21 protein-coding genes and 1 CRISPR repeat array are annotated in these 24200 nt (G+C 61.3%); of the genes, 10 read left to right on the top strand and 11 right to left on the bottom strand.

The window, feature by feature from the left end:
* Position 1: 1 nt before the first annotated feature.
* The 9 genes from MIC97_RS00295 to rpoZ form a co-directional block, all read right to left on the bottom strand.
* Positions 2–2701 carry a DUF2339 domain-containing protein gene (locus MIC97_RS00295; protein WP_239798393.1) on the bottom strand — a complete coding sequence of 900 codons (2700 nt, stop codon included), beginning with the start codon at positions 2699–2701 and terminating at the stop codon, positions 2–4.
* Between the two features lie 53 nt (positions 2702–2754).
* Positions 2755–3516: a DNA repair protein RecO gene (gene recO, locus MIC97_RS00290; protein ID WP_239798392.1), complete on the bottom strand. Its 762-nt coding sequence runs from the start codon at positions 3514–3516 to the stop codon at positions 2755–2757.
* Positions 3517–3562: 46 nt separating this feature from the next.
* Positions 3563–4477: a GTPase Era gene (gene era / locus MIC97_RS00285; protein WP_183828861.1), complete on the bottom strand. Its 915-nt coding sequence runs from the start codon at positions 4475–4477 to the stop codon at positions 3563–3565.
* Positions 4474–5199, bottom strand: coding sequence for a ribonuclease III (gene rnc / locus MIC97_RS00280; RefSeq protein ID WP_239798391.1), 726 nt, complete (start codon positions 5197–5199; stop codon positions 4474–4476). The genes era and rnc overlap by 4 nt, the downstream gene beginning before the upstream one ends.
* A 4-nt stretch (positions 5200–5203) precedes the next feature.
* On the bottom strand, positions 5204–5953 hold the full coding sequence (gene lepB, locus MIC97_RS00275) for a signal peptidase I (protein WP_239800982.1): 750 nt from the start codon (positions 5951–5953) through the stop codon (positions 5204–5206).
* Between the two features lie 100 nt (positions 5954–6053).
* A complete protein-coding gene (gene acpS, locus MIC97_RS00270) occupies positions 6054–6491 on the bottom strand; it encodes a holo-ACP synthase (RefSeq protein WP_239798390.1) in 438 nt (145 codons plus the stop codon).
* Positions 6492–6497: 6 nt separating this feature from the next.
* Positions 6498–7076 carry an orotate phosphoribosyltransferase gene (pyrE, locus tag MIC97_RS00265; protein ID WP_239798389.1) on the bottom strand — a complete coding sequence of 193 codons (579 nt, stop codon included), beginning with the start codon at positions 7074–7076 and terminating at the stop codon, positions 6498–6500.
* 39 nt (positions 7077–7115) lie between these two features.
* Positions 7116–9341: a bifunctional (p)ppGpp synthetase/guanosine-3',5'-bis(diphosphate) 3'-pyrophosphohydrolase gene (locus MIC97_RS00260; RefSeq protein ID WP_239798388.1), complete on the bottom strand. Its 2226-nt coding sequence runs from the start codon at positions 9339–9341 to the stop codon at positions 7116–7118.
* A gap of 109 nt (positions 9342–9450) precedes the next feature.
* Entirely contained in the window at positions 9451–9843 is a 393-nt protein-coding gene (gene rpoZ / locus MIC97_RS00255; protein ID WP_239798387.1) for a DNA-directed RNA polymerase subunit omega, read from the bottom strand.
* A gap of 273 nt (positions 9844–10116) precedes the next feature.
* Here rpoZ and MIC97_RS00250 point away from each other — a divergent pair, with 273 nt between their 5' ends.
* Complete coding sequence (locus MIC97_RS00250; protein ID WP_239798386.1) at positions 10117–10698, top strand: NYN domain-containing protein; 582 nt, start codon at positions 10117–10119, stop codon at positions 10696–10698.
* Between the two features lie 11 nt (positions 10699–10709).
* Positions 10710–11360 carry a uracil-DNA glycosylase gene (locus MIC97_RS00245; RefSeq protein WP_239798385.1) on the top strand — a complete coding sequence of 217 codons (651 nt, stop codon included), beginning with the start codon at positions 10710–10712 and terminating at the stop codon, positions 11358–11360.
* A 49-nt stretch (positions 11361–11409) separates the two neighbouring features.
* On the opposite strand, the gene smpB is transcribed toward MIC97_RS00245, so the two are convergent.
* Together smpB and dapA are read right to left on the bottom strand one after the other, a co-directional pair.
* Positions 11410–11889 carry an SsrA-binding protein SmpB gene (gene smpB, locus MIC97_RS00240; protein WP_239798384.1) on the bottom strand — a complete coding sequence of 160 codons (480 nt, stop codon included), beginning with the start codon at positions 11887–11889 and terminating at the stop codon, positions 11410–11412.
* Between the two features lie 25 nt (positions 11890–11914).
* On the bottom strand, positions 11915–12796 hold the full coding sequence (gene dapA, locus MIC97_RS00235) for a 4-hydroxy-tetrahydrodipicolinate synthase (protein WP_239798383.1): 882 nt from the start codon (positions 12794–12796) through the stop codon (positions 11915–11917).
* 203 nt (positions 12797–12999) lie between these two features.
* On the opposite strand from dapA, the gene cas3 reads away from it, so the two are divergent.
* From cas3 to purU, 8 genes are all read left to right on the top strand, one after another.
* Positions 13000–15228, top strand: a complete 2229-nt coding sequence (cas3, locus tag MIC97_RS00230; RefSeq protein ID WP_239798382.1) for a CRISPR-associated helicase Cas3' — start codon at positions 13000–13002, stop codon at positions 15226–15228.
* A 133-nt stretch (positions 15229–15361) separates the two neighbouring features.
* Complete coding sequence (cas5c, locus tag MIC97_RS00225) at positions 15362–16063, top strand: type I-C CRISPR-associated protein Cas5c (protein ID WP_239798381.1); 702 nt, start codon at positions 15362–15364, stop codon at positions 16061–16063.
* Positions 16060–17823 carry a type I-C CRISPR-associated protein Cas8c/Csd1 gene (gene cas8c / locus MIC97_RS00220; RefSeq protein ID WP_239798380.1) on the top strand — a complete coding sequence of 588 codons (1764 nt, stop codon included), beginning with the start codon at positions 16060–16062 and terminating at the stop codon, positions 17821–17823. Before cas5c ends, cas8c begins: the two co-directional genes overlap by 4 nt.
* Complete coding sequence (gene cas7c / locus MIC97_RS00215) at positions 17820–18773, top strand: type I-C CRISPR-associated protein Cas7/Csd2 (protein WP_239798379.1); 954 nt, start codon at positions 17820–17822, stop codon at positions 18771–18773. The genes cas8c and cas7c overlap by 4 nt, the downstream gene beginning before the upstream one ends.
* Before the next feature lie 2 nt (positions 18774–18775).
* The gene (gene cas4 / locus MIC97_RS00210) at positions 18776–19426 is read left to right on the top strand and encodes a CRISPR-associated protein Cas4 (RefSeq protein ID WP_239798378.1); all 651 of its coding nucleotides are present in this window, start codon (positions 18776–18778) and stop codon (positions 19424–19426) included.
* Positions 19423–20457, top strand: coding sequence for a type I-C CRISPR-associated endonuclease Cas1c (gene cas1c, locus MIC97_RS00205; protein WP_239798377.1), 1035 nt, complete (start codon positions 19423–19425; stop codon positions 20455–20457). Before cas4 ends, cas1c begins: the two co-directional genes overlap by 4 nt.
* Position 20458: 1 nt before the next feature.
* On the top strand, positions 20459–20749 hold the full coding sequence (gene cas2, locus MIC97_RS00200; protein WP_239798376.1) for a CRISPR-associated endonuclease Cas2: 291 nt from the start codon (positions 20459–20461) through the stop codon (positions 20747–20749).
* Positions 20750–20947: 198 nt separating this feature from the next.
* A CRISPR array of direct repeats spans positions 20948–23035; the repeat unit is 32 nt; unit sequence GTCGCTCCCTTCGCGGGAGCGTGGATCGAAAC.
* A gap of 246 nt (positions 23036–23281) precedes the next feature.
* On the top strand, positions 23282–24166 hold the full coding sequence (gene purU, locus MIC97_RS00195; protein ID WP_239798375.1) for a formyltetrahydrofolate deformylase: 885 nt from the start codon (positions 23282–23284) through the stop codon (positions 24164–24166).
* Positions 24167–24200 lie beyond the last annotated feature (34 nt).

The raw sequence follows: 24200 nt of genomic DNA, 5'->3' as shown, positions 1-24200 counted from the left end.
TTCAGACCTCGCTGCGCCCCACTGCCGCCGAGCGCGTCAGCAGACGCTGATAGAACAGGCCGATGCCGATCAGCACCCCGCCAAGTCCGATGAAGGACAGGGCCCGCAGCACACCTTCCAGTTCGGACATATCAAACAGGAATACCTTGAGCACCGCAATCGAAATCAGCGCGGCCGATGCGATGCGCAGCACCTGCGAGCCGAAACGCACGCCGGCGACCAGCAGAACCACGCCCATGGCTAGCCACAGTGCCGAATAGGAATAGGTTTCCACCTGCTCCATGCCGCTCCACCAGGCAATGTACTCGCCCTTGAACAGGCGGCGCACCGACAGGGTGGCATAGGCGAAGGCAAGCAGCGCGCCCATGAGCGCCAGCATCGCCGAATACCATTTGGGGCGCTTGCCGCGCGCATACCAGGCCAGCGCAAAGGCCGCCACGGCCGGCAGCAGATAGGCGAGGAACAAGAGGTTGAACACCGGAATGCGGCCGGTCGACTCGTCGGTGACCAGCGGGTTGAGGGCAATGAAATGCTGGCCGCAGATGAACAGCGCCGACACCACGCCGGCCGCCAGCGATCCGACACGCAGGACGGAACTCGGCGAACGCATGTCGAGCGAGATGAGAATGCCGCCGGCGCCAAGCGCGATCAGCGTGTAGATCGCCTGTTCGGCAAGTGTCGGCGCGCCGGAGGAGATCACCCCGCCATGCATGGCGTGGCGCACCAGCATGGCCACGGTCAGCAGCGCGAACAGCGCGGAGCCGGCCTCCATGATCAGGCGCGGACGCCCGGCGGTGGTGCGGGCAAGCTGCCAGGCCGCAAGGCCGAATGCCAGAGCAGGCACGCCATAGCCGGGCAGCAGCCAGTTGAACACCGGCGTGCGCGACAGGAACTCAGTTCCCACGATGGTCGGATCGAACGCCACGCGGGCGAGCACGGTGACGAGGGCCGCCGCGGAAAGCCAGCCCAGCACCGGATAAGAACGATGCCGTGTGGCCAGAGCCGGGATCACCACAAAAGCACCGGCCAGCACCGTTGTCATGCCGGAACCGAAGCCCATGTGCAGGAACAGCAGCGCAGCCGCCGTTGCCCCGGCAAGCGCACAGGAAACCGCCGCGCCGCCGGTCAGCGGCGGCTGTTCGGCGCGCGCCAGCCATTCTCCGGCAGCCACGAAGCCAAGGCACAGGAGCAAGGCCACGCCCGCACGCAGATAGTCCTGATCGATGTTGCCGAATGTCACCCACGACGAAACAAGAAGCATCAGCGGCACGGTCACGGCCCAGAAAACCCATGTGGCGGACAACCATGGCGAGCGCAGCAGATGGCGGCGCGCGGCAACAAAACCGGCAGCGAGGAACAGCAACCCGAGGAACAGGCTGACCGGCAGGGTAAAGCCGCCCCGAACCATGCGCGCCACCCCATCGATCATGACCGGGCCTGCAGACCATCCGGCATAGAGGTCGAAGACCGGCATCATCTGAATGGAAGCAAGCACGGTGACGATACCGGCGGCATGAAGGGTCGCGACAGATGCCGGACGCCAGAACGCGGCCACTACCATCATCGCCACGATGAATGCCGGCTGCCACGGGCTGGCACTGGCAAGAACAAACATGAAAAGAGCGGTCACACCGGTAAAGAAGGCCGGGATGATGGACACCAGGTCCGCCCTGTCGTCTTCGTCCGCCGGTCCGGAAAGCCATATGAAGACCAGCACGGCAAGGACCACGGCGCTGAACACGGTGACGACCATGGGGGCCTGAACCGGGACGGTTCCAAGGTAGAGCAGCGTCCAGATGCCTGTGCCGACGAAAACCGCCGAGATGAGAAAGCGCCAGCGGCGCATGCGCGCGATGATGGCGGCCGCGACCAGAACGATTGCCAGATAGCCGAACAGCGCCCAGGCGTTGGGTGACTGGCTGGACACCAGAGCAGGCGTCGCCAGCGCGCCGAGCAGTCCGATGCCGGCGAGCGCCTGTCCGTGGACGAGCGCCGCGACTATGGTTGCGACCGCGATAACTCCCAGCAGGAAGAAGGCGCTTGCCGCCCCGAGGAAGCCATAGACGGAATGGGCGGCAAACACCGCGCCGAACAGGGTGAATGCGCCGGCGGCGGTGAGGATAGCCGGTATGTATGCAGCGGCAGCACCGGCCACCGGCACCTTCCAGCCGCGGCGGCGCACGAATTCGCCCGCCGCGACGAGCAGCATGCCGAACAGGGCTGCCATGGTGAGGCGCACGCGGGGACCGAATATGCCGGCCTCGATGGTGTAGCGCACCAGGAACAGCCCGCCGAGCGCCAGCGCGACACCACCGACCCAGACAGCCCAGCGCGTGCCGAGCGCGGTTTCTATGTCGCGTCTGGCCTTTTCCGGGACTGGCAACGCAGCGACGTCCTCAGCCTCTGCATTCGCCGCTACGGCTGTCTTTACCCATGGTCCATCGGCGTCTTCGATGGCATCGTCCGTTTCGGGAGGAACGGCACCCCCTGCTTCAACCGGCTCTTCCACCGAAAGCGGTTCGGCAGGCTCCGAAACGGAAGGCGTGCTGGCTGCCTCCACGGCGGCAACGACCGGCCGGGCACCTTCCTCATAAGACTTACGCAGTGCAACGAGGTCCGCCTCGACGCGGTTCAGCCGCTTTTGCTGTCTCGCGGCGATCACGAAGAGAACGATGACGGCAATGATTGCAAGCTCGTACATGAGCGCCCCTTAGTTCGGTGAGAAGCCGCCACGGACGATATGCCGTGCGGATCTCATGCGGCTGTGCCTCCGTTCAGCGCCCTTGCGGCGGCGAAATGCCGGCGCAGCGCCGTCAGGAAACCGGCACGCGCATCTGGGGGCTCGATGCCGCGCGGTTCATAGACATGGCGGTTGAGGAAATAGGAGGAGAGACGAAACGCGTCTTCGAGAGCCGCCTCGTCGGCACGGCGGCCCGGGCCCTGTTCAAGAAAGGCAGGCAACGCCAGCATTCTGTCGTGCCAGGGCAGGCCCGCCTCGCGCGACACCGCGCGGCCGGATTTCGGCGAGACATAGACGAGTTCTGCCCGCGCGCCGGTGGCGGCGCATTTGCTGAGATCAAGGCCAAAGCCCAGTTCCTCCAGCACCAGAAGCTCGAAGCGTGCGAGAAGTTCGCCCGCGGCCTCGGGGTCGGCAAGATGCTCGACCATGACCATGAGCGCCTCGTAGAGCGTGCCATGGGAATCCCGCTCCGGCAAAAGGCGCAGATGCGCGGCGACAAGCTGGATCCCGTAGACGGCCACGGCGCTGTCCATCAGCCGCGCCGCATTCATTTCCAGCGCCTCGGCCTGAAATGTGCCCAGATGCTCGTCAAGCCGCGCGCGCCAGATCAGGTCGACGCGGTTGCCGGGCTGGAGAACCGGCTGCAGCCGGCGCGAACGCCCGCCGCGCACCATGCCCATGCGCCGGCCGTGCGTGCGCGTCATCACTTCGAGGATGACGCTGGTTTCGCCATGCCTGCGGGTTCCGAGAATGATTCCCTCGTCTCTCCATTCCATGGCGGGAGCTTTTCACCGCTTCGCAGGCGAAATCAAGCGCGGCCGGTCAATGTGGGAAGTCCAGACCCATTTCACGGTAGCGCTCCGGGTCGTCGCCCCAGTTCTCGCGGACCTTCACGAACAGGAACAGATGCACCTTCTGATCGAGGATTTCGCCGATCTCCTTGCGTGAACTTTCGCCGATCGCACGGATGGTTTCACCCTTGTGACCGAGAACGATCTTCTTCTGGCTGTCGCGCTCGACATAGATCACCTGCTCGATGCGCACAGAGCCATCCTTCTTCTCCTCCCATCGCTCCGTCTCGACGTGAGAGGAATAGGGAAGCTCCTGATGCAGGCGCAGATAGAGCTTTTCGCGCGTGATCTCGGCGGCAAGCTGGCGCATCGGCAGATCCGAAATCTGGTCTTCCGGATAATACCACGGCCCGGCCGGCAGCTTTTCGGCCAGATAGTCAAGCAGATCCTCGCAGCCGGAGCCGGTGAGCGCGGAAACCATGAAGGTGCGCTCGAAGGCTACTCGTTCATTCGCAGCGGAGGCCAGCGCCAGCAGGTTCTCCCGCTTGACGCGGTCGACCTTGTTGAGCACCAGAATTTTTGGCTGGCGCACATCGGCCAGACGATCGAGCAGCGCATCGGCGTCGCCCTTGATGCCGCGTTCGGCATCGATCAGCACCAGCACGACATCGGCATCCTTAGCCCCGCCCCATGCTGTGGTGACCATGGCCGTGTCCAGCCGCCGGCGCGGCTTGAAGATGCCGGGCGTGTCGATGAACACGATCTGCGCGGCATGATGGGTGGCGATGCCGCGCACCAGAGCGCGCGTCGTCTGCACCTTATGCGTGACGATGGATACCTTGGTGCCGACCAGCTGATTGACAAGCGTGGACTTGCCGGCATTCGGCGCGCCGATCAGCGCCACGAAACCGGAACGGGTGGCGGGCACATTCTCAGTTTCGCTCATGCTGCATGTCCTTCATCAGCCCACACTCCTTCCCGCACCAGCAAGGCGGTTGCGGCCGCCTGCTCGGCTTCGCGCTTCGACCGGCCCCGTCCCTGCGCCGGGGCAAATTTTCCTACCGCGACGCTGACGGTGAACACCGGATCGTGATCCGGCCCCTCGCGACCTTCCACCTTGTAGGATGGCGTGGCCGATGCAGCCTGATGGGCCCATTCCTGCAATTCCGTCTTGGGGTCGCGCTTCGCTCTGGCCATGGCCTGAGACCGCGGCTTCCAATAGCGATGAATGAAGGCGCGCGCGGCCTCCAGCCCGCCATCGAGATAAAGAACGGCGATCAGCGATTCCAGCGCATCCGCGCGCAGATTGACGCGCTTGCGCTCGGCCAGATTGCGCACATCAGCGCCCGCCCGGATCAGCTCGGTGAGCCCGATTTCCTCGGCGATTTCGGAAAGCACCTCGGCATTGACCAGCGCATTCAGACGCAGGGAAAGCTCGCCTTCCACGGCGTCGGGATAGGCGGCAAGCAGCATATCGGCCACCACCAGCCCCAGCACCCGGTCGCCAAGAAATTCAAAGCGCTCGTAATCGAGACCGGCATGGGCGCTGCGCGCGCTGGCATGGGTCAGCGCCCGTTGCAGGCGCTGCGGGTCGCGGAATGTGTGGCCGGTTCGCTCCCGAACCGCTTCGGCAAGCTGTTCGGCGCTCAACCTCTTCGGGGCGACCATGGAACTAGCGGATGAAATCGAACAGGCGGCCGAAACGCACCTCGCTCGGCCACTTCCAGATTTCCAGCGGGCTGGCGCCCCCGGCAATCGAGAAGAAGATGATGTTGGCGCGGCCGACCAGATGGTCGTAGGGCACGAAGCCGACGCTGAAACGGCTGTCCGCGGAATTATCGCGGTTGTCGCCCAGCATGAAATAATGGCCGTCGGGCACGATGAACTCGCGCGTATCGTCGCCGATGCCGTTCGGCGTCAGATCCAGCGTGTCGTAGCTTACGCCATTTGGCAGCGTCTCGCGATAGACGTCGACGGGACGGGAAACCTCGGTAATGTCGGGATTGTCGATCTGGCCGACCTTCTCGCGCGGCACCGCGACGTCGTTGATGAACAGCTGGCCGCCGCGCATCTGAACCTTGTCGCCCGGAAGACCGACGACGCGCTTGATGTAGTCGATGGAAGGGTTCGGCGGGAACTTGAAGACCAGCACATCACCGCGCTCCGGCTCCCCACCCCAGATGCGGCCCGAGAACAGGTTGGGTGAGAACGGCAGCGAATAGCGCGAATAGCCGTAGGACCACTTGGTGACGAAAAGATAGTCACCTTCCAGCAGCGTCGGGCGCATGGAGCCGGACGGAATGGAGAACGGCTGGAACAGCAGGGTTCGGATGACAAGCGCCAGAAGAAGCGCCTGGACGATGACGCTGAAGGTTTCGCCAAGTCCGCCCGATTTCTTCTGGGATTTATCCGCCACGCTCATGTCGTCCTCGTTCATGCGTTGGTTCTATAAGGGTTGAACGCGCCGGGAGCAACGCCCGGGTAAAACGCACACCAGCGCGTGAGGCACGATCAATGTGGCGTTATGGCGGCGAACCGTCCGCCCGGCCTTGCAGTCCCTGCCCCGCCGGCAACGCCTCGATGATCACGAAAGCCTGAGCGAGCGGATAATCGTCAGTGATGGTCAGATGAATGGCTGCCTCATGTCCGGGCGGCAGCATCTTCGCCAATTGCACGGCCGCACCGCCGGTCAGCGCCATGGTGGGCTTGCCACCGGGCAGATTGACCACGCCCATGTCACGCCAGAACACGCCATGGGAAATGCCCGTGCCCAGCGCCTTGGCGCAGGCCTCCTTGGCGGCGAAGCGCTTGGCGTAGGAGGCTGCACGGCCACGCCGTGCCTCGGAGCGGGCCTGCTCGATATCGGTGTACACACGCTGAATGAAGCGCTCGCCGAAACGTTCGAGCGACTTCTCCACCCGGCGGATATCGATCAGGTCGCTGCCGATGCCGATGATCATGGCGTATCAGATGTTGCGGCTGCCCGGCTTCACCGCGGGAATGGCGGCAAGCTCGGGCGGCAGCGCGTCCGCCGGATAGGCCGGCACCTCATATTCGGCCAGTGCGATCAGCGGCACGCCGACATCGGTCTTGCCGGCCGAACGATCGATGATGCAGGCGGCGGCCACAACCTCGGCACCCAGATCACGCAGACAGGTGATGGTCTCGCGGATCGACAGGCCGGTGGTGACGATGTCCTCCACGATGACGACGCGCGCACCCTTCTCCATCTCGAAGCGGCGCAGCCTGAACACGCCCTGCTCGCGCTCCACCCAGATGGCCGGCACGCCCAGATGGCGCGAGGTTTCATATGCCGGGATCAGCCCGCCGATCGCAGGTCCGACCACATAGTCGATCCTGCCGTCAACCTCGGCACGGATACGATCCGCCAGCGCCCGGCATAGTTTCTCGGTCTTGTCGGCATGCATGAACACGCGCGCCTTCTGCAGGAAGACCGGACTTCTCAGGCCGGAGGTGAGAATGAAATGACCCTCCAGCACGGCGCCGGCGGAGCGGAAGACATCAAGCACTTCGGCAGTATTCATCTGGTCTCGAATTCCGTTTCAGACAGGTTGCTGCAGCGGTCAGCCATTCACCCGGCGCGCGGTGCTGACGCTGCCATTCTCCTTGAGCTGCGATAGCAGCCGGTTCAGATGCTTCACGTCCCACACTTCGATGTCGATCAGCATCTCTGTGAAATCGGGTGCGGTGCGAACCATCGACAGCGTATGAATGTTGGCGTCGTTCGATGCAACCACCTGCGCGATATCGGCAAGCGAACCCGGTGCATTGATGGCCGTGACAGAGATGCGGGCGGGGAAACGCTCGCGATTGTTCTCGTCGATATCCCAGCGCACGTCGATCCAGCGTTCGGGCTGATCGTCAAAGGCGGTCAGTGATGGCGACTGGATCGGATAGATGGTGATGCCCGCTCCGGGCTGGATGATACCGACAATGCGATCGCCCGGCACCGCGCCTTCCGGCGCAAAGGTCACCGGCAAATCGCCGCGCACCCCCCGGATCGGCAGAGCATCATCCTTTGGCTGGCTCTTACCCTTGCGGGAAGAACGCCCCGGCATCTGGAAAATCATGCCGGCGGCGTTGCGGATACGGGACCAGCCTTCCTCGCGCTGCTTGGGAACCGGCGTGGTGACACGCTCGTCCTTGTAGTCGGGGAACACCGCCTTGATGACATCGGCCGAGGACAGCTCGCCGCGCCCCACCGACGAGAGCACGTCTTCGATATCCTTGCGCGCCAGTCGCGGCAGCACCGGCTTCAGGCTCTCCTTGGTGAAAGGCTTGCCGGTGCGCTCGAAGGCGCGCTCGAGAATGCGCATGCCAAGGCCGGAATACTGTTTGCGAATGGCGTTCTTGGTCGCGCGGCGAATGGCGGAACGCGCCTTGCCAGTCACGACGATCGATTCCCACGCCGCCGGCGGAACCTGCGCCTTGGAGCGGATGATTTCGACCTCGTCGCCGTTCTTCAGCTCGGTCATCAGCGGCATGATGCGGCCGTTGACCTTGGCGCCGACGCAGCTGTCGCCGACATCGGTATGCACCGCATAGGCAAAGTCGATAGGCGTCGCACCGCGCGGCAAAGCGATGACCATGCCTTTGGGCGTAAAGCAGAACACCTGATCCTGAAACAGCTCCAGCTTGGTGTTCTCAAGAAAATCTTCGGGATTGTCGCCTTCCGACAGCTGCTCGATGGTACGCCGCAGCCAAGCATAGGCGCTGGTTTCGCTGGAAACGTCCCTCCCCGCCCCGTTCTTCGAGGTTCCATCCTTGTAGATGGAGTGCGCGGCCACGCCGTACTCCGCCACTTCGTTCATGGAGAGTGTGCGGATCTGCAATTCGACACGCTGGCGCGACGGCCCCACGATCGTGGTGTGGATCGACTGGTAGCCGTTCTGCTTGGGCGTCGAGATGTAATCCTTGAAGCGGCCAGGCACCATCGACCATGTGGTGTGGATGGCACCCAGCGCCAGATAGCAATCCTCGATCTTGTCCACCACCACCCGAAAGCCGAATATGTCGGAGAGCTGCTCGAAGGACAGCGCCTTGGTTTCCATCTTGCGGAACACCGACCACGGCTTCTTCTGACGGCTGGTGACGTCAGCCTTGATGTCATATTTCCCAAACAGTTCCGACAGCGCCTTTTCGATGTCGGACAGAACACCTTTGGCCCGCTCCGAAATCTCGGCCAGCCGCTGGGTGACCATGCGGTGCGCTTCAGGATTGATGTAGCGAAAGGCCAGTTCTTCCAGCTCTTCGCGCATTTCCTGCATGCCCATGCGTCCGGCCAGCGGCGCATAGATCTCCATCGTCTCCTCGGCGATGCGCAGGCGCTTGTCCTCGCGCATATGGCCAAGGGTGCGCATATTGTGGAGCCGGTCAGCCAGCTTGACCAGAAGAACGCGCACGTCCTCCGAAATAGCCAGCAGAAGCTTGCGCAGATTCTCCGCCTGCTCAGCCTTCTTGGAAACCAGATCGAGCTTCTTGAGCTTGGTCAGGCCTTCGACGAGCTTGCCCATCTCGGGACCGAACAGTTCGTCGATCTCGGCGCGGGTGGCGGTGGTATCCTCGATCGTGTCATGCAGGAGGGCGACGGCAATGGTCGCCTCGTCAAGCCGCATGTCCGTGAGAATCGCGGCAACTTCGAGAGGATGCGAAAAGTAAGGATCGCCCGAAGCGCGCTTCTGGTGGCCATGCTTCTGCATGGCGTAGACATAGGCCTTGTTGAGCAGCGCCTCATTGACGTCCGGCTTGTAGCGCTGGACGCGCTCGACAAGCTCATACTGACGCATCATGGGCGCACTCTCGCAACAAAAAATAAAACATGCGCCGCGAACACCGCGACGCATGTCATAGATAACTGCGAATAAGCGCCGGCGAAAGAGCCGGTCTCGCCTCTAAGGGTCAGAAATCGTCGCTTTTTTCCGGTGCGACAAGGCCTTCGATGCCGGCCAGCAGATCCTCTTCCGACATGCGGTCGAACGTGATGTTCTCTTCCGGCTCGTCGGTAGCCTCTGCAAGAAGCTCGCCCGTCTGAACTGCGACGGCCTCGGCCTCCGGCTCATCGACCTCGACATGCTTCTGAAGCGAGTGGATCAGATCTTCCTTGAGGTCGCCCGGGGAAAGGGTTTCCTCGGCGATTTCGCGCAACGCAACGACGGGGTTCTTGTCGTTGTCGCGCGGAACGGTGATCTGCGCGCCCTGGCTGATGAGGCGGGCACGATGACCGGCCAACAGGACCAGCTCAAAGCGGTTATCGACCTTGTCGATGCAATCTTCAACGGTGACGCGGGCCATTGGATGCCCCTTTCATGCGAAGGATTTGACGGAAAACAGGCGCGCTCATTAACCCGGATGCCGGAAAAACACAAGCCATGCCCTTGAACGCTGCAGCGCAGGCGCCACAAACTTGTGAGCAATTTATGCGGAAACAGCATTGGACTGCCACGAAGCTGACGCTATTTGGAGGAATAGCTCTTTTGGATGGGCAGGGGCTCGGGCGCATCATCGAAAGATGCAGTCGATGCTTGTTTCATCTTCCTTTTTATATTTGCCACAAGGATATTTTGCATGTTCGATCCTCGGGAGAAGATTGCTCTCTTCATCGACGGAGCAAATCTTTACGCAACATCGCGCTCACTCGGCTTCGATATAGATTATCGCAAATTACTGTCGAGCTTCCAGAAACGCGGATATCTTCTTCGCGCCTACTATTACACCGCGCTGGTGGAAGATCAGGAATATTCGTCGATCCGTCCGCTGATCGACTGGCTGGATTACAATGGCTACAAGGTCGTCACCAAACCGGCCAAGGAATTCACCGATGCGGCCGGACGCCGCAAGATCAAGGGCAATATGGACATCGAGCTGACCGTCGATGCCCTCGAGCTTGCCGATGTGGTCGATCACTATGTGATCTTCTCCGGTGACGGCGATTTCCGTACGCTCGTTGAAGCGCTGCAGCGGCGCGGACGCAAGGTTTCCGTCGTCTCCACCATGGCATCCCAGCCTTCGATGATCTCCGACGAACTTCGCCGGCAGGCCGATCATTTCATCGACCTTATGACGCTGAAGAGCGAGGTCGGCAGAGAACAGGCGGTTCGCCGCGCTGAACTTGCTCATGCCGACGAGGATGAGGAAGACGACGACTGAGCGTGGCGACAATGCTGACTGTGACCGATCCGGACCGCAACTGTCCGCTGTGCCCCCGTCTTCATGATTTCATCGCAGAATGGCGCGCGCGGGAACCAGACTGGTTCAACGCTCCCGTACCGCCGTTCCTTCCCCCGCAGGGGCGGGAAGCGGTGCGCTTTCTCATTGTCGGGCTTGCGCCCGGCCTGCGCGGTGCTAACCGCACGGGGCGCCCCTTCACCGGCGATTATGCAGGCGATCTTCTCTATTCCACGCTGATCCGATTCGGCATGGCCCGCGGCCGTTTCGAAGCAAGGCCCGATGACAGCCTGCAACTGATCGATACGGCGATCGTCAATGCTGTGCGCTGCGTACCGCCCCAGAACAAGCCGACAGGCCCCGAAATCTCCACCTGCCGCAGCTTTCTCATTCCCACCATCGAAAGCTTTCCGAACCTCAGCGCCGTTCTGGCACTGGGCTCCATCGCCCATCAGTCGATGGTGCGCACGCTGGGCGGCCGGGTGGCGGCGCATCCGTTCAAGCATGGCGGGCGACACGAAATCGCTGGCCTTACCCTGTTTTCAAGCTATCACTGCTCGCGCTACAACACCAATACCGGTGTGCTGACGGAAGACATGTTCGTCAGCGTATTCAGAAATATAGCAGCGTTTCTGGGCAAATAGATTCAAAGCCGAAGAGACTGGCCGGCAGAGCTTTGGCGCTCCTGCGGCCTCAGCTCCGCTCCTTGAGCAGGCGGCTCTTCTCGCGGTTCCAGTCGCGCTGCTTTTCGGTCTCGCGCTTGTCGTGCAGCTTCTTGCCGCGCGCCACGGCCAGCAGCAGCTTGGCGCGGCCGCGATCGTTGAAGTAGATTTTCAGCGGCACCAGCGTCATGCCTTCGCGCTCGACGCTCTGCGCCAGCCGTGCCAGTTCCCGCTTTGACACCAGCAGCTTGCGACGGCGGCGCGGCTCATGGTTGAAGCGATTGGCCTGCAGATATTCCGGCAGATAGGAATTGATAAGCCACAGCTCCCCACCCTCCACCGAGGCGTAGGATTCCTGGATGTTCGCCTGGCCACCGCGCAGCGACTTCACCTCGGTGCCGCTCAGAACCAGTCCGGTTTCGAGCGTATCGAGCACCTCATAGGAGAAGCGCGCCTTGCGGTTTTCCGCGGCGACCTTGTTGTTGGGATCTGCTTTCCGGTTCTGGCTCATAATGCGCACAGATGGCGCATCGGCCTCAGTTTATCAAGCCGGCGCTTTTCATTGCCGCCTCGATCTTCGCTTCGGTTTCCGGCTCGGCCGTCACCAGCGGGGAGCGGACGACGTTGGCGATCCGGCCAAGCCGCGACAGCGCATATTTCGCTCCGGCCACACCGGTGTCGACGAAGATCGCCTTGTGCAGCGGCAAAAGCCGGTCCTGCAATTCCAGCGCGCGGGCGCTGTCGCCGGAAAGCGTGGCCTGCTGAAATTCAGCGCACAGGCGCGGCGCGACATTGGAGGTGACGGATATGCAGCCGACGCCGCCATGCGCGTTGAAGCCGAGCGCCGAGGCATCCTCGCCTGAAAGCTGGATGAAATCCTTGCCGCAGGTGGCGCGCTGCTCCGAGACGCGCTCGACCTTGCCGGTCGCGTCCTTCACCCCGGCGATGTTCGGGAAATCATGCGCCAGACGGCCCATGGTTTCCGGCGTCATGTCGATGACCGAGCGCGGCGGAATGTTGTAGATGATGATCGGCAGGCTGGTCGCCCGCGCCACAGCCGCGAAATGCTCGTAGAGCCCGCGCTGCGTGGGCTTGTTGTAATAGGGCGTGACCACCAGAACGGCATCCGCACCGACGCTTTCGGCGTGGCTGGCCAGTCCGATGGCTTCCTTCGTGTTGTTCGACCCGGCCCCGGCAACGACAGGCACCCGCCCCTTCGCCACCTCGACGCAGACCTCGATCACCCGGCGATGTTCTTCATGCGAGAGCGTGGGCGACTCGCCCGTTGTGCCGACCGGCACGAGGCCCGTCGTTCCTTCCGCTATCTGCCATTCAACAAGGTTGCGAAAGGCTTTCTCGTCGAAACGCCCGTCCTGATCGAACGGCGTAACGAGCGCGGTAAGCGAGCCTCTCAGCATTATGTCCAACTCCACGGAACCTTGTATAGGCGAAATGCCGGCTTCTAGCGCAAAGCCGCGCAGCGCACCATAGGACAAGTTCAGGAATTTGGTGGCCAGAAAACTATTGTCGTACGTGCAGGCGCTCCACTTGTCATCGCCCACCCAAATGGCGCAACCTCGGATTGATGCGCGCGATTGCTCGCCATCATCGCAGAGGGACGATGACAGGAAAATACTACGCACATTCGGGCACAAAGGCCGATCGCAGCGACTGGCAGTTGCTGGAAGACCACCATGAGGCCTGCGCCCGCCTTGCCAAAGAACGCGCCACACCTCTTGGCCTTGGCGCGGCGGCAGAGCTGGCCGCCCGGTTTCACGATTTCGGCAAATACACGCCGGACTTCGACCGCGTGTTGCGAGGCGAGAAAGTTGAAGTCACCCACTCCACTGCGGGTGCGCGCCTGCTGCTCGACCGTGTTCCAAAACAGATGCGTCTTGTCGCCGAGGCGCTGGCCTATACCATTCTTGGCCATCACGCCGGACTGCCGGATCGTCGCAACGCCTCCGCCGCATGTTTTGAACATCGCATCAAAAACGACAGGGATCGGATATCAAAGGACATTATTGAGGCTCAGAGGCCAGACTTCGAGCCCGCGGCACGGGAACTCATGGCACGCATGAGACCGGCGCATGTCGGCTTCGACTTCTCCGTCGCCATCCGCATGATCTTCTCATGCCTCGTGGATGCCGATTTCCGCGATACGGAAGGCTTTTATGACAAAATCGAGAATCGCCAGCATGATCGGGCGTGGCCGGCTTTCGCTGACATTCTGCCCGATCTGACCGCCGCGTTCGATGCACATATAGCCAGCTTCTCCGGCGAAGGCAGACTGAACCGTCTGCGCAGAGAGATTCTTTCCCACGTCCGGGCAGAGGCCGCGCTTGCCCCCGGCCTGTTCACCCTGACCGTACCCACCGGAGGCGGCAAGACGCTGGCATCGATGGGGTTTGCGCTGGATCACGCCGCACGGCACGGACACAGGCGCATCATCTACGCAATTCCCTACACTTCGATCATCGAGCAGACGGCAGGCATCTTCCGCAGGATATTCGATGATGTCGTTCTGGAGCACCACGCCTCGATCGATGAGGAAAAATACGGCTCGGAGCAGCGCGACCGGCTGCGACTGGCCATGGAAGACTGGGCGGCACCCATTGTCGTGACCACCAATGTTCAGCTTTTCGAAAGCCTGTTTGCCGCCCGCCCCTCACGCTGCCGCAAGCTGCACAACATCACCGGCTCCATCATTATTCTGGATGAGGCGCAATGCCTGCCACGCAAGCTGCTTTTGCCGGCGCTGCGCATGCTCGACACGCTGGCCACGCACTATGGCTGCACCATCATCTTCTGCACGGCCACGCAACCGGCATTCGACAGCAAGCAACTCAGGGAATGGGGGCTGTCGCTGGCCGATCGGGAGCTTGCGCCCGATCCTGCCGGACTGGCCCGCGAACTTCGCCGCGCCAATATCAGGCGTGGTGGCGAGATGGACGATGCAGCACTCATCGACGCGATGCGCGGGGAATCGCAAGGGCTGGTGATCGTCAACAGCCGCAAGCATGCGCTGGCGCTCTATCAGGCCGCGCGCGCAGAAGAGCTTGAGGGCATTGTTCACCTGACCACACGCCAATATCCGACCCACCGGCGGCGCATTCTTGATGAAGTAAGGCGGCGGCTGGAATCACGAGAAGCCTGCCGGCTGATCGCCACCAGCCTGATCGAGGCGGGTGTAGATGTCGATTTCCCTGTCGGCTGGCGGGCCGAGGCGGGGCTCGATTCCTGCGTGCAGGCGGCGGGCCGTATCAACCGGGAGAACAAGCGGCCAGTGGACAAAAGCACACTGACCCTGTTTTCAGCACCCGAGCACAAGCCACAGCGCGAAATTGAAACACTCGCCGAAGCCATGCGCAGCACCGCGAAAAACTACGACGACCTGCTTTCGCCCGAGGCTATTCGCGACTGGTTTGAAGAGGTCTACTTCAAGCAATCAGACGAGCGCCTTGGAAAAAAGATGGTCACGGACTTCCTGTTTACGCTCGGCGGAACGGATTTTCCGTTCCGCAGGATCGCAGATGAGTTCCGTATGATCGAAACTGCCATGGTTCCGGTTATCGTCGCGGTTGAAGAAAATGCCCAGCACGAGATCAGACGGCTATCTGTACCCGAAATTTCCTCGGGCACACTCGCCCGCGCGCTGCAAGGCTACACGGTCCAGATACCCGAGAAGGACCGGACGCTGCTGATTGCCAACGGCCACGCCAGCTTCCATGCGAAGGCGCAGCGCGGCGATCAGTTCTGCGTGCTGGACAACAACCGTCTTTATCGCGAGGACGTGGGGCTGATGTGGGAGGACGCGCCATATCTCGGAATCGAGCTTGGCATTATATGACTGAAAAGCAAGTTCAGGAAAAATCCCGAACAGGCATCATCCTCAACTGCCCCTACGAAAGCAACACACCCTTAAAAATCCGTTGCCAGAAGACTTTTATCGGATAAGTTGCATTCAGGCAGTTGGGGGAATCATGTCTTACGGGATTCGGTTGCATGTCTGGGGGCAGCATGCACTGTTTACGCGTCCGGAACTGAAGGTTGAGCGTTACAGTTTCGATGTAATGACGCCTTCGGCGGCTCGCGGTATTCTTGAAGCGATACACTGGAAGCCGGCCATCCGCTGGGTGATCGACCGCATCCATGTGCTGAAGCCAATACGGTTTCAGACCATCCGCCGAAACGAAGTCGGCCACAAGGCTCCCGCCGGAAAAATCAAGCAGGCGATGAACCGCGGCGATCTCGCAGGCTTGCAGCTTCTGGTCGACGAAGACCGCCAGCAGCGGGCCTCGACCGTTCTGGTTGCACCGGCCTACGTCATCGAGGCGCATTTCGAGATGACGGCGAAGGCCGGCTCTGACGATACCGAGGGCAAGCATCTCGACATCTTCAACCGCCGCGCCGTGCGCGGGCAGTGCTTCAATCAGCCATGTCTCGGTACCCGCGAATTCGCGGCTCATTTCGAGCTTGTTGCCCCCGGCGCCCTCCTCCCCGAACGCGACCCGGAGATGGTGAATGCGCAGCATGGCTTCGGCGGCATCCCGCGCGATCTTGGCATGATGTTGTGGGATATCGACCATCAGGCACCGGGACGCCCTTCCCTGCTTTTTCGGGCATCGCTCATCGATGGGGTAATGGACGTTCCCGCACCCGACAGCCCGGAGATCCTGCGATGAGCATGATCGCCTCTCTGGTGCGCGCCTATGAACGCCTGCCTGAGGCTCCCCCGTTTGGGTTTTCTTCCGAGAAGATCGGGTTCTGCATTGCGCTCAACCGCGACGGAACGGTGGCCGAAGTCGTTGACCTGCGCGGTGATGACAAGAAACGCAGCCCGAGAATGGTTCTGGTGCCGCAGGCTGTGAAGCGCACCGTGGGAATCGCGCCTAACTTTCTTTGGGACAAGTCCGCCTATGTGCTCGGAGTAACGGCGGGCGAAGGCAAGCGCACTGCGGATGAGCATGCGAAATTCCGGGAAGCACATGCCGAATGGCTTTCCGACACCGACGATGTCGGGCTCCTTGCAGTTCTGCGCTTTCTGGAAAGCTGGCATCCCGAACATTTCGTGCCGCCCTTCTGGCCGGAAGAGATGCGCGACCAGAACATCGTCTTCGCTCTGGCTGAGGAGTATCGCGAGCGCTTCCTGCATGATCGCCATGCCGCCCGGCAGGCGTGGGACGGCATCGGTGCTGCCGGAGCCTCCACCCCGCAAATCTGCCTTGTCACCGGAGAACGGACAGCCACCGCACGCCTGCACCCATCGATCAAAGGAGTATGGGGAGCGCAATCGTCAGGCGCCAGCATCGTCTCGTTCAATCTCGACGCCTTCACCTCCTATGGCCACGAACAGGGCGACAATGCGCCTGTCTCGGAAGCTGCGGTCTTTGCCTATACCACCGCCCTTAACCGCTTTCTGGAAAAGGACAGCGGACATCGCGTCCAGATCGGCGACGCCTCGACGGTGTTTTGGGCCGATGCTGAAAAACACACGGCCGAACTGGCGGAATCCTTCTTTGCCGCCATCTTCGACGCAGCCGAGGCCGAAGACGCATCGACTGCTGAGGACAAGATACACACAAAAATCCTAGCCACCCAACTTGAACACATCAGGCGGGGGCAAAAACTCACCGACGTGCTGCCGCAGATCGACCCCGGCGTTCGCTTTCATATTCTGGGGCTTTCCCCCAATGCGGCGCGGCTCTCGGTGCGCTTTTATTGGGAAGACGATTTTGGCCAGCTGACCGCCAACTACCAGAAATATTTGAAGGAGATGGCGATAGAGCCTGCACCGGACGGCTGGCCGCCGCTTTGGCGATATCTCAACGATCTGGCGGTTCTGGGCAAGCGCGAGAATGTGCCGCCAAATCTGGCCGGCGACTGGATGCGCTCGATCCTGACCGGAGCGCCCTACCCGCTCACGCTTCTAACCATGGCGCTTACCCGCATCCGTGCCGATGGCAAGGTCAATGCCCTGCGCGCTGCCATTCTCAAATCCGTTCTCATCCGCAACCTGAACATGGAGGCCCCCGTGGCGCTTGATCCCGCCTACAAGGACAACAAGGGCTATGTGCTTGGGCGGCTGTTCGCCGCTTATGAGGAAGTCCAGCGTGCCGCGCTCGGCGGCAACATCAACGCGACCATCAAGGACAAGTTCTACGGTTCCGCCTCGGTCACGCCCCAGAAGATTTTCCCTCGGCTCGCTGACGGCTCAAAAGATCACTTCGCTAAACTTCGCAAACAGAATCCGGGCCGGGCAGTGAATCTGGACAAAATTATAATGGCGATTGCCGATCTGATGGACCCGGTGGGAGACCCAATTCCGGTTTCGCTCAACTCCGCCGAACAGGCCATGTTCGGCATCGGTTACTACCATCAGCGCAGCGAGTTCTTCCGCAAGCGCGACGACAAGAAAACTGACCCGACGGAGGCAGATGAATGACCACCCTTTCCCGCCGCCATGACTTCATCCTGATCTTCGACGTCAAGAACGGAAACCCGAATGGCGATCCGGACGCCGGAAATCTGCCGCGTCTTGACCCCGAAACCAGCCATGGCCTCGTTTCGGACGTCAGCCTGAAACGCAAGATCCGCAACTATGTCGAGCTTGCCAGAGAAGGCCAGAGCGGCCAGCACATCTATGTTCAGGAAGGAGCAATCCTGAATGAAAAGCACAGGCAGGCTTATGTCGCCGTGCGGCCGGATGACAAGAAGGCGACAACCGACAAGCAGCTGAACTCGAAGAATGATGACGAGGCAAAAAAGCTTCGTGACTGGATGTGCGCCAATTTCTACGATGTGCGCACCTTCGGCGCGGTGATGTCCACCGGCATCAACTGCGGTCAGGTCAAGGGCCCGGTGCAGATCACCTTTGCCAATTCTGTGGAGCCCATACTTCCGGCCGAGATCACCATCACCCGCATGGCCGCCACCAACGAGGCGGAGAAGAAGAAGGCCGCCGAAGGCAGCGAGAGCGATGAGCGCACCGACAATCGCACGATGGGCCGCAAGCACATCGTGCCTTATGGACTTTACGTGGCGCATGGCTTCGTTTCCGCGAAATTCGCGGAGCGCACCGGCTTTTCCGAGGCGGATCTGGAGCAACTGTTCGAAGCGCTGCAAAACATGTTCGAACATGACCGCTCCGCCGCTCGAGGCGAAATGACGACGCGCAAGCTGGTCGTCTTCCGGCACGAGAACGCCCTTGGCAATGCCCCCGCCCACACCCTGTTCGAGCGCGTGAAAATCGGCCGCAACGTCGATGGCGAGTTCCGTCAGGTGGATGATCGCGGCCTCGGCAATCTGGGTCCGGCACGCAAGTTTGAGGATTACCTCATATCCATAGACCGCGACGCCCTGCCTCCCGGCATCGAAATCCTCGAAATGCCCTGATCATGAGCACCCTGCTGCACGCCGAGGAGAACCCCATTCCCCTTTCGGCGCTGCAGCACGCGGTCTATTGCCTGAGGCAGGCTGCCCTCATTCATATCGAAAGGCTGTGGGCCGAAAACCGCTTCACCGCCGAAGGCGACGTGCTGCATGCGGTTGCCGACAAGGGCGGCAGCCGCAAGACGCGCGGTGCGCGCCGGGTGCTTTCGCTTCCGCTTGCCTCCCGACGCCTGAACCTGACGGGCGTGGCCGATCTGGTCGAATTTCACCCCACGCCGCAGGGCGAGGTCCCGTACCCGGTCGAATACAAACGCGGCAAGCCCAAGCTTCACCGCGCCGACGAGGTGCAGCTTTGCGCCCAGGCACTTTGCCTGGAAGAGATGACCGGCACCAACGTGCCGGAGGGCGCGCTATTCTACGCTCAGACAAAGCGCCGCGTTGTCGTGCCGTTCGACGACAATCTGCGCGCTCTTACAGAACAGGTCGTTACGGAACTTTCGCTTGTATTCGACACTCGTCAGACGCCCGCGCCGACACTACACAAGTCGCGCTGCCGCGCCTGCTCGCTGATGGAGCTGTGCCGCCCCGAAACCTTTGCCCGCCCGGTTCGCAAATGGCGGGACCGGATGCTCGATCTCGTTCTGGGCGTGGAATGAAGAAGCTTCTCAACACCGTCTATGTCACCACCGAAGGCTCCGCGCTGAAGAAGGATGGGGAAAACCTCGTCGCCGACGTTGATGGCGTCGAACGCGCACGCGTTCCGCTTCACATGCTGGCTTCTGTCGTCACTTTCGGCCCTATCCTGATCTCACCAGCGCTTATCGGTGCCTGTGCCGAAAGGGGCATAACCATCTCGCTGATGGACCGCGCCGGCCGCTTTCAGGCCCGCATCGAAGGCCCCGTCACGGGAAATGTTCTCCTGCGCAGGGCGCAATACAAGGCGGCCGATCAGGCGGAGGACATCGTTCGCTCTATTGTCATGGGCAAGATCGCCAATCAGCGTGCCGTCATCCGCCGTGCACTTCGCGACTATGGCACCGAAATGGGGGCGCCTGCGCGCACCGAACTGGAGCACGCTGGGGACAGAATGGCGGCCATTCTTCGCCGGATTCAGTTCGCCGACGATTCCATCGACCGGCTGCGCGGTTCGGAAGGGGAAGCCGCCAACCTCTATTTCGGGGTGTTCGACCATCTTATTCGCTCTCCCGATGCCGAACTGCGCTGGACCTGCCGATCGCGCAGGCCGCCGCTCGATGCCATGAACGCGCTTTTATCCTTTCTATACACGCTTCTCACCCATGACTGCCGCTCTGCCTGCGAAACAGCCGGGCTCGATCCAGCGGTCGGCTTTCTCCATCGCGACCGTCCCGGCCGGCCGAGCCTCGCGCTCGACCTGATGGAGGAACTGCGCGCGCCGCTCGCCGACAGGTTGGCACTTTCACTCGTGAACCGGCGCCAGATCCGGGCCGGCGATTTCCGTCATCTGGACGGCGGAGCGGTTCTGCTTTCCGACGAAGGACGCAGGACAGTTCTGACCGCGTGGCAGGAGCGAAAGAAGGAAGAGCGCCAGCATCCCTTTCTGCAGGAGAAAGCGCCTTTCGGCCTTGTGCCATGGCTTCAGGCGCAAATGCTGGCACGCCACCTGCGCGGCGACATTGACGCCTACCCGCCATGGTTCTGGACCTGACATGCTTGTTCTGGTTACCTACGATGTGAACACGACGGAAGATGGCGGCAGGAAGCGCCTGCGCCAGGTGGCCCGCGCCTGCAAGGATTTCGGGCAACGGGTGCAGTTTTCCGTCTTCGAGATCGAAGTGGATCCTGCGCAGTGGACGAAATTGAAAACGCGCCTTGAACTCATAATCCGTCCGGAACTCGATTCCTTGCGCTACTATTATCTTGGCTCGAACTGGGCGCGGAAGGTAGAACATGTCGGCGCAAAACCGGCTGCGGACCTTAATGGGCCTCTGATCATCTGACAGGTGATCTGAAAACGCTTTTGCGAACCCCAAGCGTGCCGGCTCCGCCCGCAAGGTTCGCAAACAGGCCAGCTCTTTGAAATCGTTAAACATCCGAACGACATCTCACCAGAGTTGCCAGTTGCCTGCCGCATTACAGGAAGGCTCGCATTTCCAAACCGCTTTTCAATTTGAAAACAAATAATTACATAGATTGCAGTCGCTCCCTTCGCGGGAGCGTGGATCGAAACCATGGGTGTTGATGTGAATGTGACTGTCGGCTGGTGTCGCTCCCTTCGCGGGAGCGTGGATCGAAACACAGGTCAGCAGCCGGGCGGTATGCAGCAGCAGGTCGCTCCCTTCGCGGGAGCGTGGATCGAAACTCTTTCACGCTTTTTTCTGGCTGCTGACGCTCACGGTCGCTCCCTTCGCGGGAGCGTGGATCGAAACATTTTGACTATCCGGTCATACACTGGCTTTGGCAGTCGCTCCCTTCGCGGGAGCGTGGATCGAAACATTTCGTTCGCTGGTGATCCGCGCTGGTATCGCGTGGTCGCTCCCTTCGCGGGAGCGTGGATCGAAACTGGACGATGCCGGCGCGCCCGCGTCTGAACGTTGTCGCTCCCTTCGCGGGAGCGTGGATCGAAACCCTATGTAAGCATCCGAAACTTCGACAACCGTTCGTCGCTCCCTTCGCGGGAGCGTGGATCGAAACAAGGATATTGACCCGGAAAAGGCGCGGCAGGCGCGTCGCTCCCTTCGCGGGAGCGTGGATCGAAACAATACAACAGTCCTAACCAGCTTATCGCAATCGATGTCGCTCCCTTCGCGGGAGCGTGGATCGAAACCTTGCAATCCAGTAGTGCAACTCAGCAAGCCGTCGCTCCCTTCGCGGGAGCGTGGATCGAAACCATCGAATGCAGCGCATTGATCTGCTTTTGCAGCGGGTCGCTCCCTTCGCGGGAGCGTGGATCGAAACATCAGGCTATGGCCCAGACCTTTTGGATGTACCGGTCGCTCCCTTCGCGGGAGCGTGGATCGAAACCGGCAAAGCGCTCCAGTGCGGCCTCGGAACCTTGTCGCTCCCTTCGCGGGAGCGTGGATCGAAACCATGCTCGCCGGTTATCCGATGCTTGCCGCCAACGTCGCTCCCTTCGCGGGAGCGTGGATCGAAACACCTCAACGAGGGCGCTGGTTTCAATGCGAAGAACGTCGCTCCCTTCGCGGGAGCGTGGATCGAAACCTCGCGCACGAATGGCCGTTGATGCAGGCGGAAGCGTCGCTCCCTTCGCGGGAGCGTGGATCGAAACATGATGACAGGTTCCACCGGAGCGGCGACAGTCGTCGCTCCCTTCGCGGGAGCGTGGATCGAAACCCCTGCCTTGTCGATCAGCGCCCACATGCGCCAGGTCGCTCCCTTCGCGGGAGCGTGGATCGAAACCGGTTCGGGCGGTCAGGGCGGTCAGCGTGGCGGCGGTCGCTCCCTTCGCGGGAGCGTGGATCGAAACCAGTCACCCACGCCAGAAGTCCCGGTCGCGATGTGTCGCTCCCTTCGCGGGAGCGTGGATCGAAACAGGCGGTGCCGCTTGCGCCGGGAACCGAGATCATTGTCGCTCCCTTCGCGGGAGCGTGGATCGAAACAACCGGCAATCACAATCGAGGGGCGCGCACAGATCGTCGCTCCCTTCGCGGGAGCGTGGATCGAAACGCGCGGGCGCTGCGGTCCAAGGGCTCTGACGGCGTGTCGCTCCCTTCGCGGGAGCGTGGATCGAAACTCGTTGACTGGCCTTACTGGTCCACCACCCCACGTCGCTCCCTTCGCGGGAGCGTGGATCGAAACTGTCGGCTAGTGGGCTGGGCGCTGCGCGATCGCGTCGCTCCCTTCGCGGGAGCGTGGATCGAAACCTTGATTTTGCGGGCGTCGTCCGCAAGCACGGGCGTCGCTCCCTTCGCGGGAGCGTGGATCGAAACGTTATTCGATATGTCGCGGTCGAACGACGAGAATGTCGCTCCCTTCGCGGGAGCGTGGATCGAAACTCCTCTGGGCGGCGTGGTCGCCGTGTGTGGTAGGGTCGCTCCCTTCGCGGGAGCGTGGATCGAAACGTAAAGTATCCAAGCAACGCGCCCGGCATCGTCACGTCGCTCCCTTCGCGGGAGCGTGGATCGAAACCACGAAAGCCGTGGTGTTGTCGGACAGCACCAGCGTGTCGCTCCCTTCGCGGGAGCGTGGATCGAAACTTGGCTGTAGGCCCGCACAGCGCGGCCTAGCTCACGAGTCGCTCCCTTCGCGGGAGCGTGGATCGAAACCTCGAAATATCTTACATTGAAACTTTCGATGTTATTGCTCACCTCTCAACAGGAGCGGTCGGGGTTGTCCGGAATGCGTAGGTTGAGTCAGGTTCAAAGACGTAAATTGCCTTGACTGATTTTTCGGACAGGGTGTTTTGTCCGCTGGTCATCGGTGCTGGTGCATGATACCGCGGCCGTGATATTTTATCCTGCTGGTCGCCTAGAAATTCGCGGCGGTTGGCATCATCGGCAAGACAAACATTCATGACCAAATTCTGCCTGCGCGTCACCTGTGTTTCGGCCCGTGGAATCGTTGCTGCGATTTCGTCTTTTCTGGCCGAAGAAGGTTGCAACATCACCGACAGCGCCCAGTTCGATGACAATCACACAGGCCGCTTTTTCATGCGCGTCAGCTTTCGAAGCGAAGACGGACGCACTCTCGATGAGTTGCGTTCCGGGTTTGCATCGATCGCGGACAGGTTCGGAATGGAAGCCGAATTTTTCGACGAAAGCATCAAGCGCAAGGTCATCCTCATGGTGTCCCGGTTCGGCCACTGCCTGAACGACCTGCTCTATCGCTGGCGCATAGGCGCCCTGCCCATCGACATAGTGGCCGTGATTTCCAACCACATGGATTATCAGAAGGTTGTCGTGAACCATGACATTCCCTTCTATTGCATACGCGTGACCAGGGAAAACAAGGCGGAAGCCGAAGCCGCACAAATGCGCATCGTGCGCGAGACCGGCGCCGAGCTTATCGTTCTTGCCCGCTACATGCAGGTTCTGTCCGATGATATGTGCCGGGAGATGTCGGGCCGGATCATCAACATCCATCACTCGTTCCTGCCCAGCTTCAAGGGAGCCAATCCCTATAAGCAGGCCTATGAGCGTGGGGTGAAGCTGATCGGTGCCACCTCGCACTATGTCACTGCGGATCTCGACGAAGGCCCGATCATTGAGCAGGACATCGTGCGCATCACCCATGCGCAGTCGTCGGAAGATTATGTCGCGCTGGGGCGCGATGTGGAGGCTTCGGTGCTTGCGCGCGCCATTCACGCGCATATCCACGGACGGGTGTTCCTCAATGACGGCAAGACCGTCGTGTTCCCGGCATCACCGGGCTCCTATGCCTCGGAACGCATGGGCTAAGCCTTCGTCCAGGAAGGCGAGCCAATACAAAGCG

The sequence above is a fragment of the Aquamicrobium sp. NLF2-7 genome (assembly GCF_022359935.1).
In the GTDB taxonomy this organism is placed as follows: Bacteria; Pseudomonadota; Alphaproteobacteria; order Rhizobiales; family Rhizobiaceae; genus Mesorhizobium; species Mesorhizobium lusatiense.
Note: the sequence above shows the minus strand (reverse complement) of the source record. Positions and strands in the feature narration are given on the sequence as shown.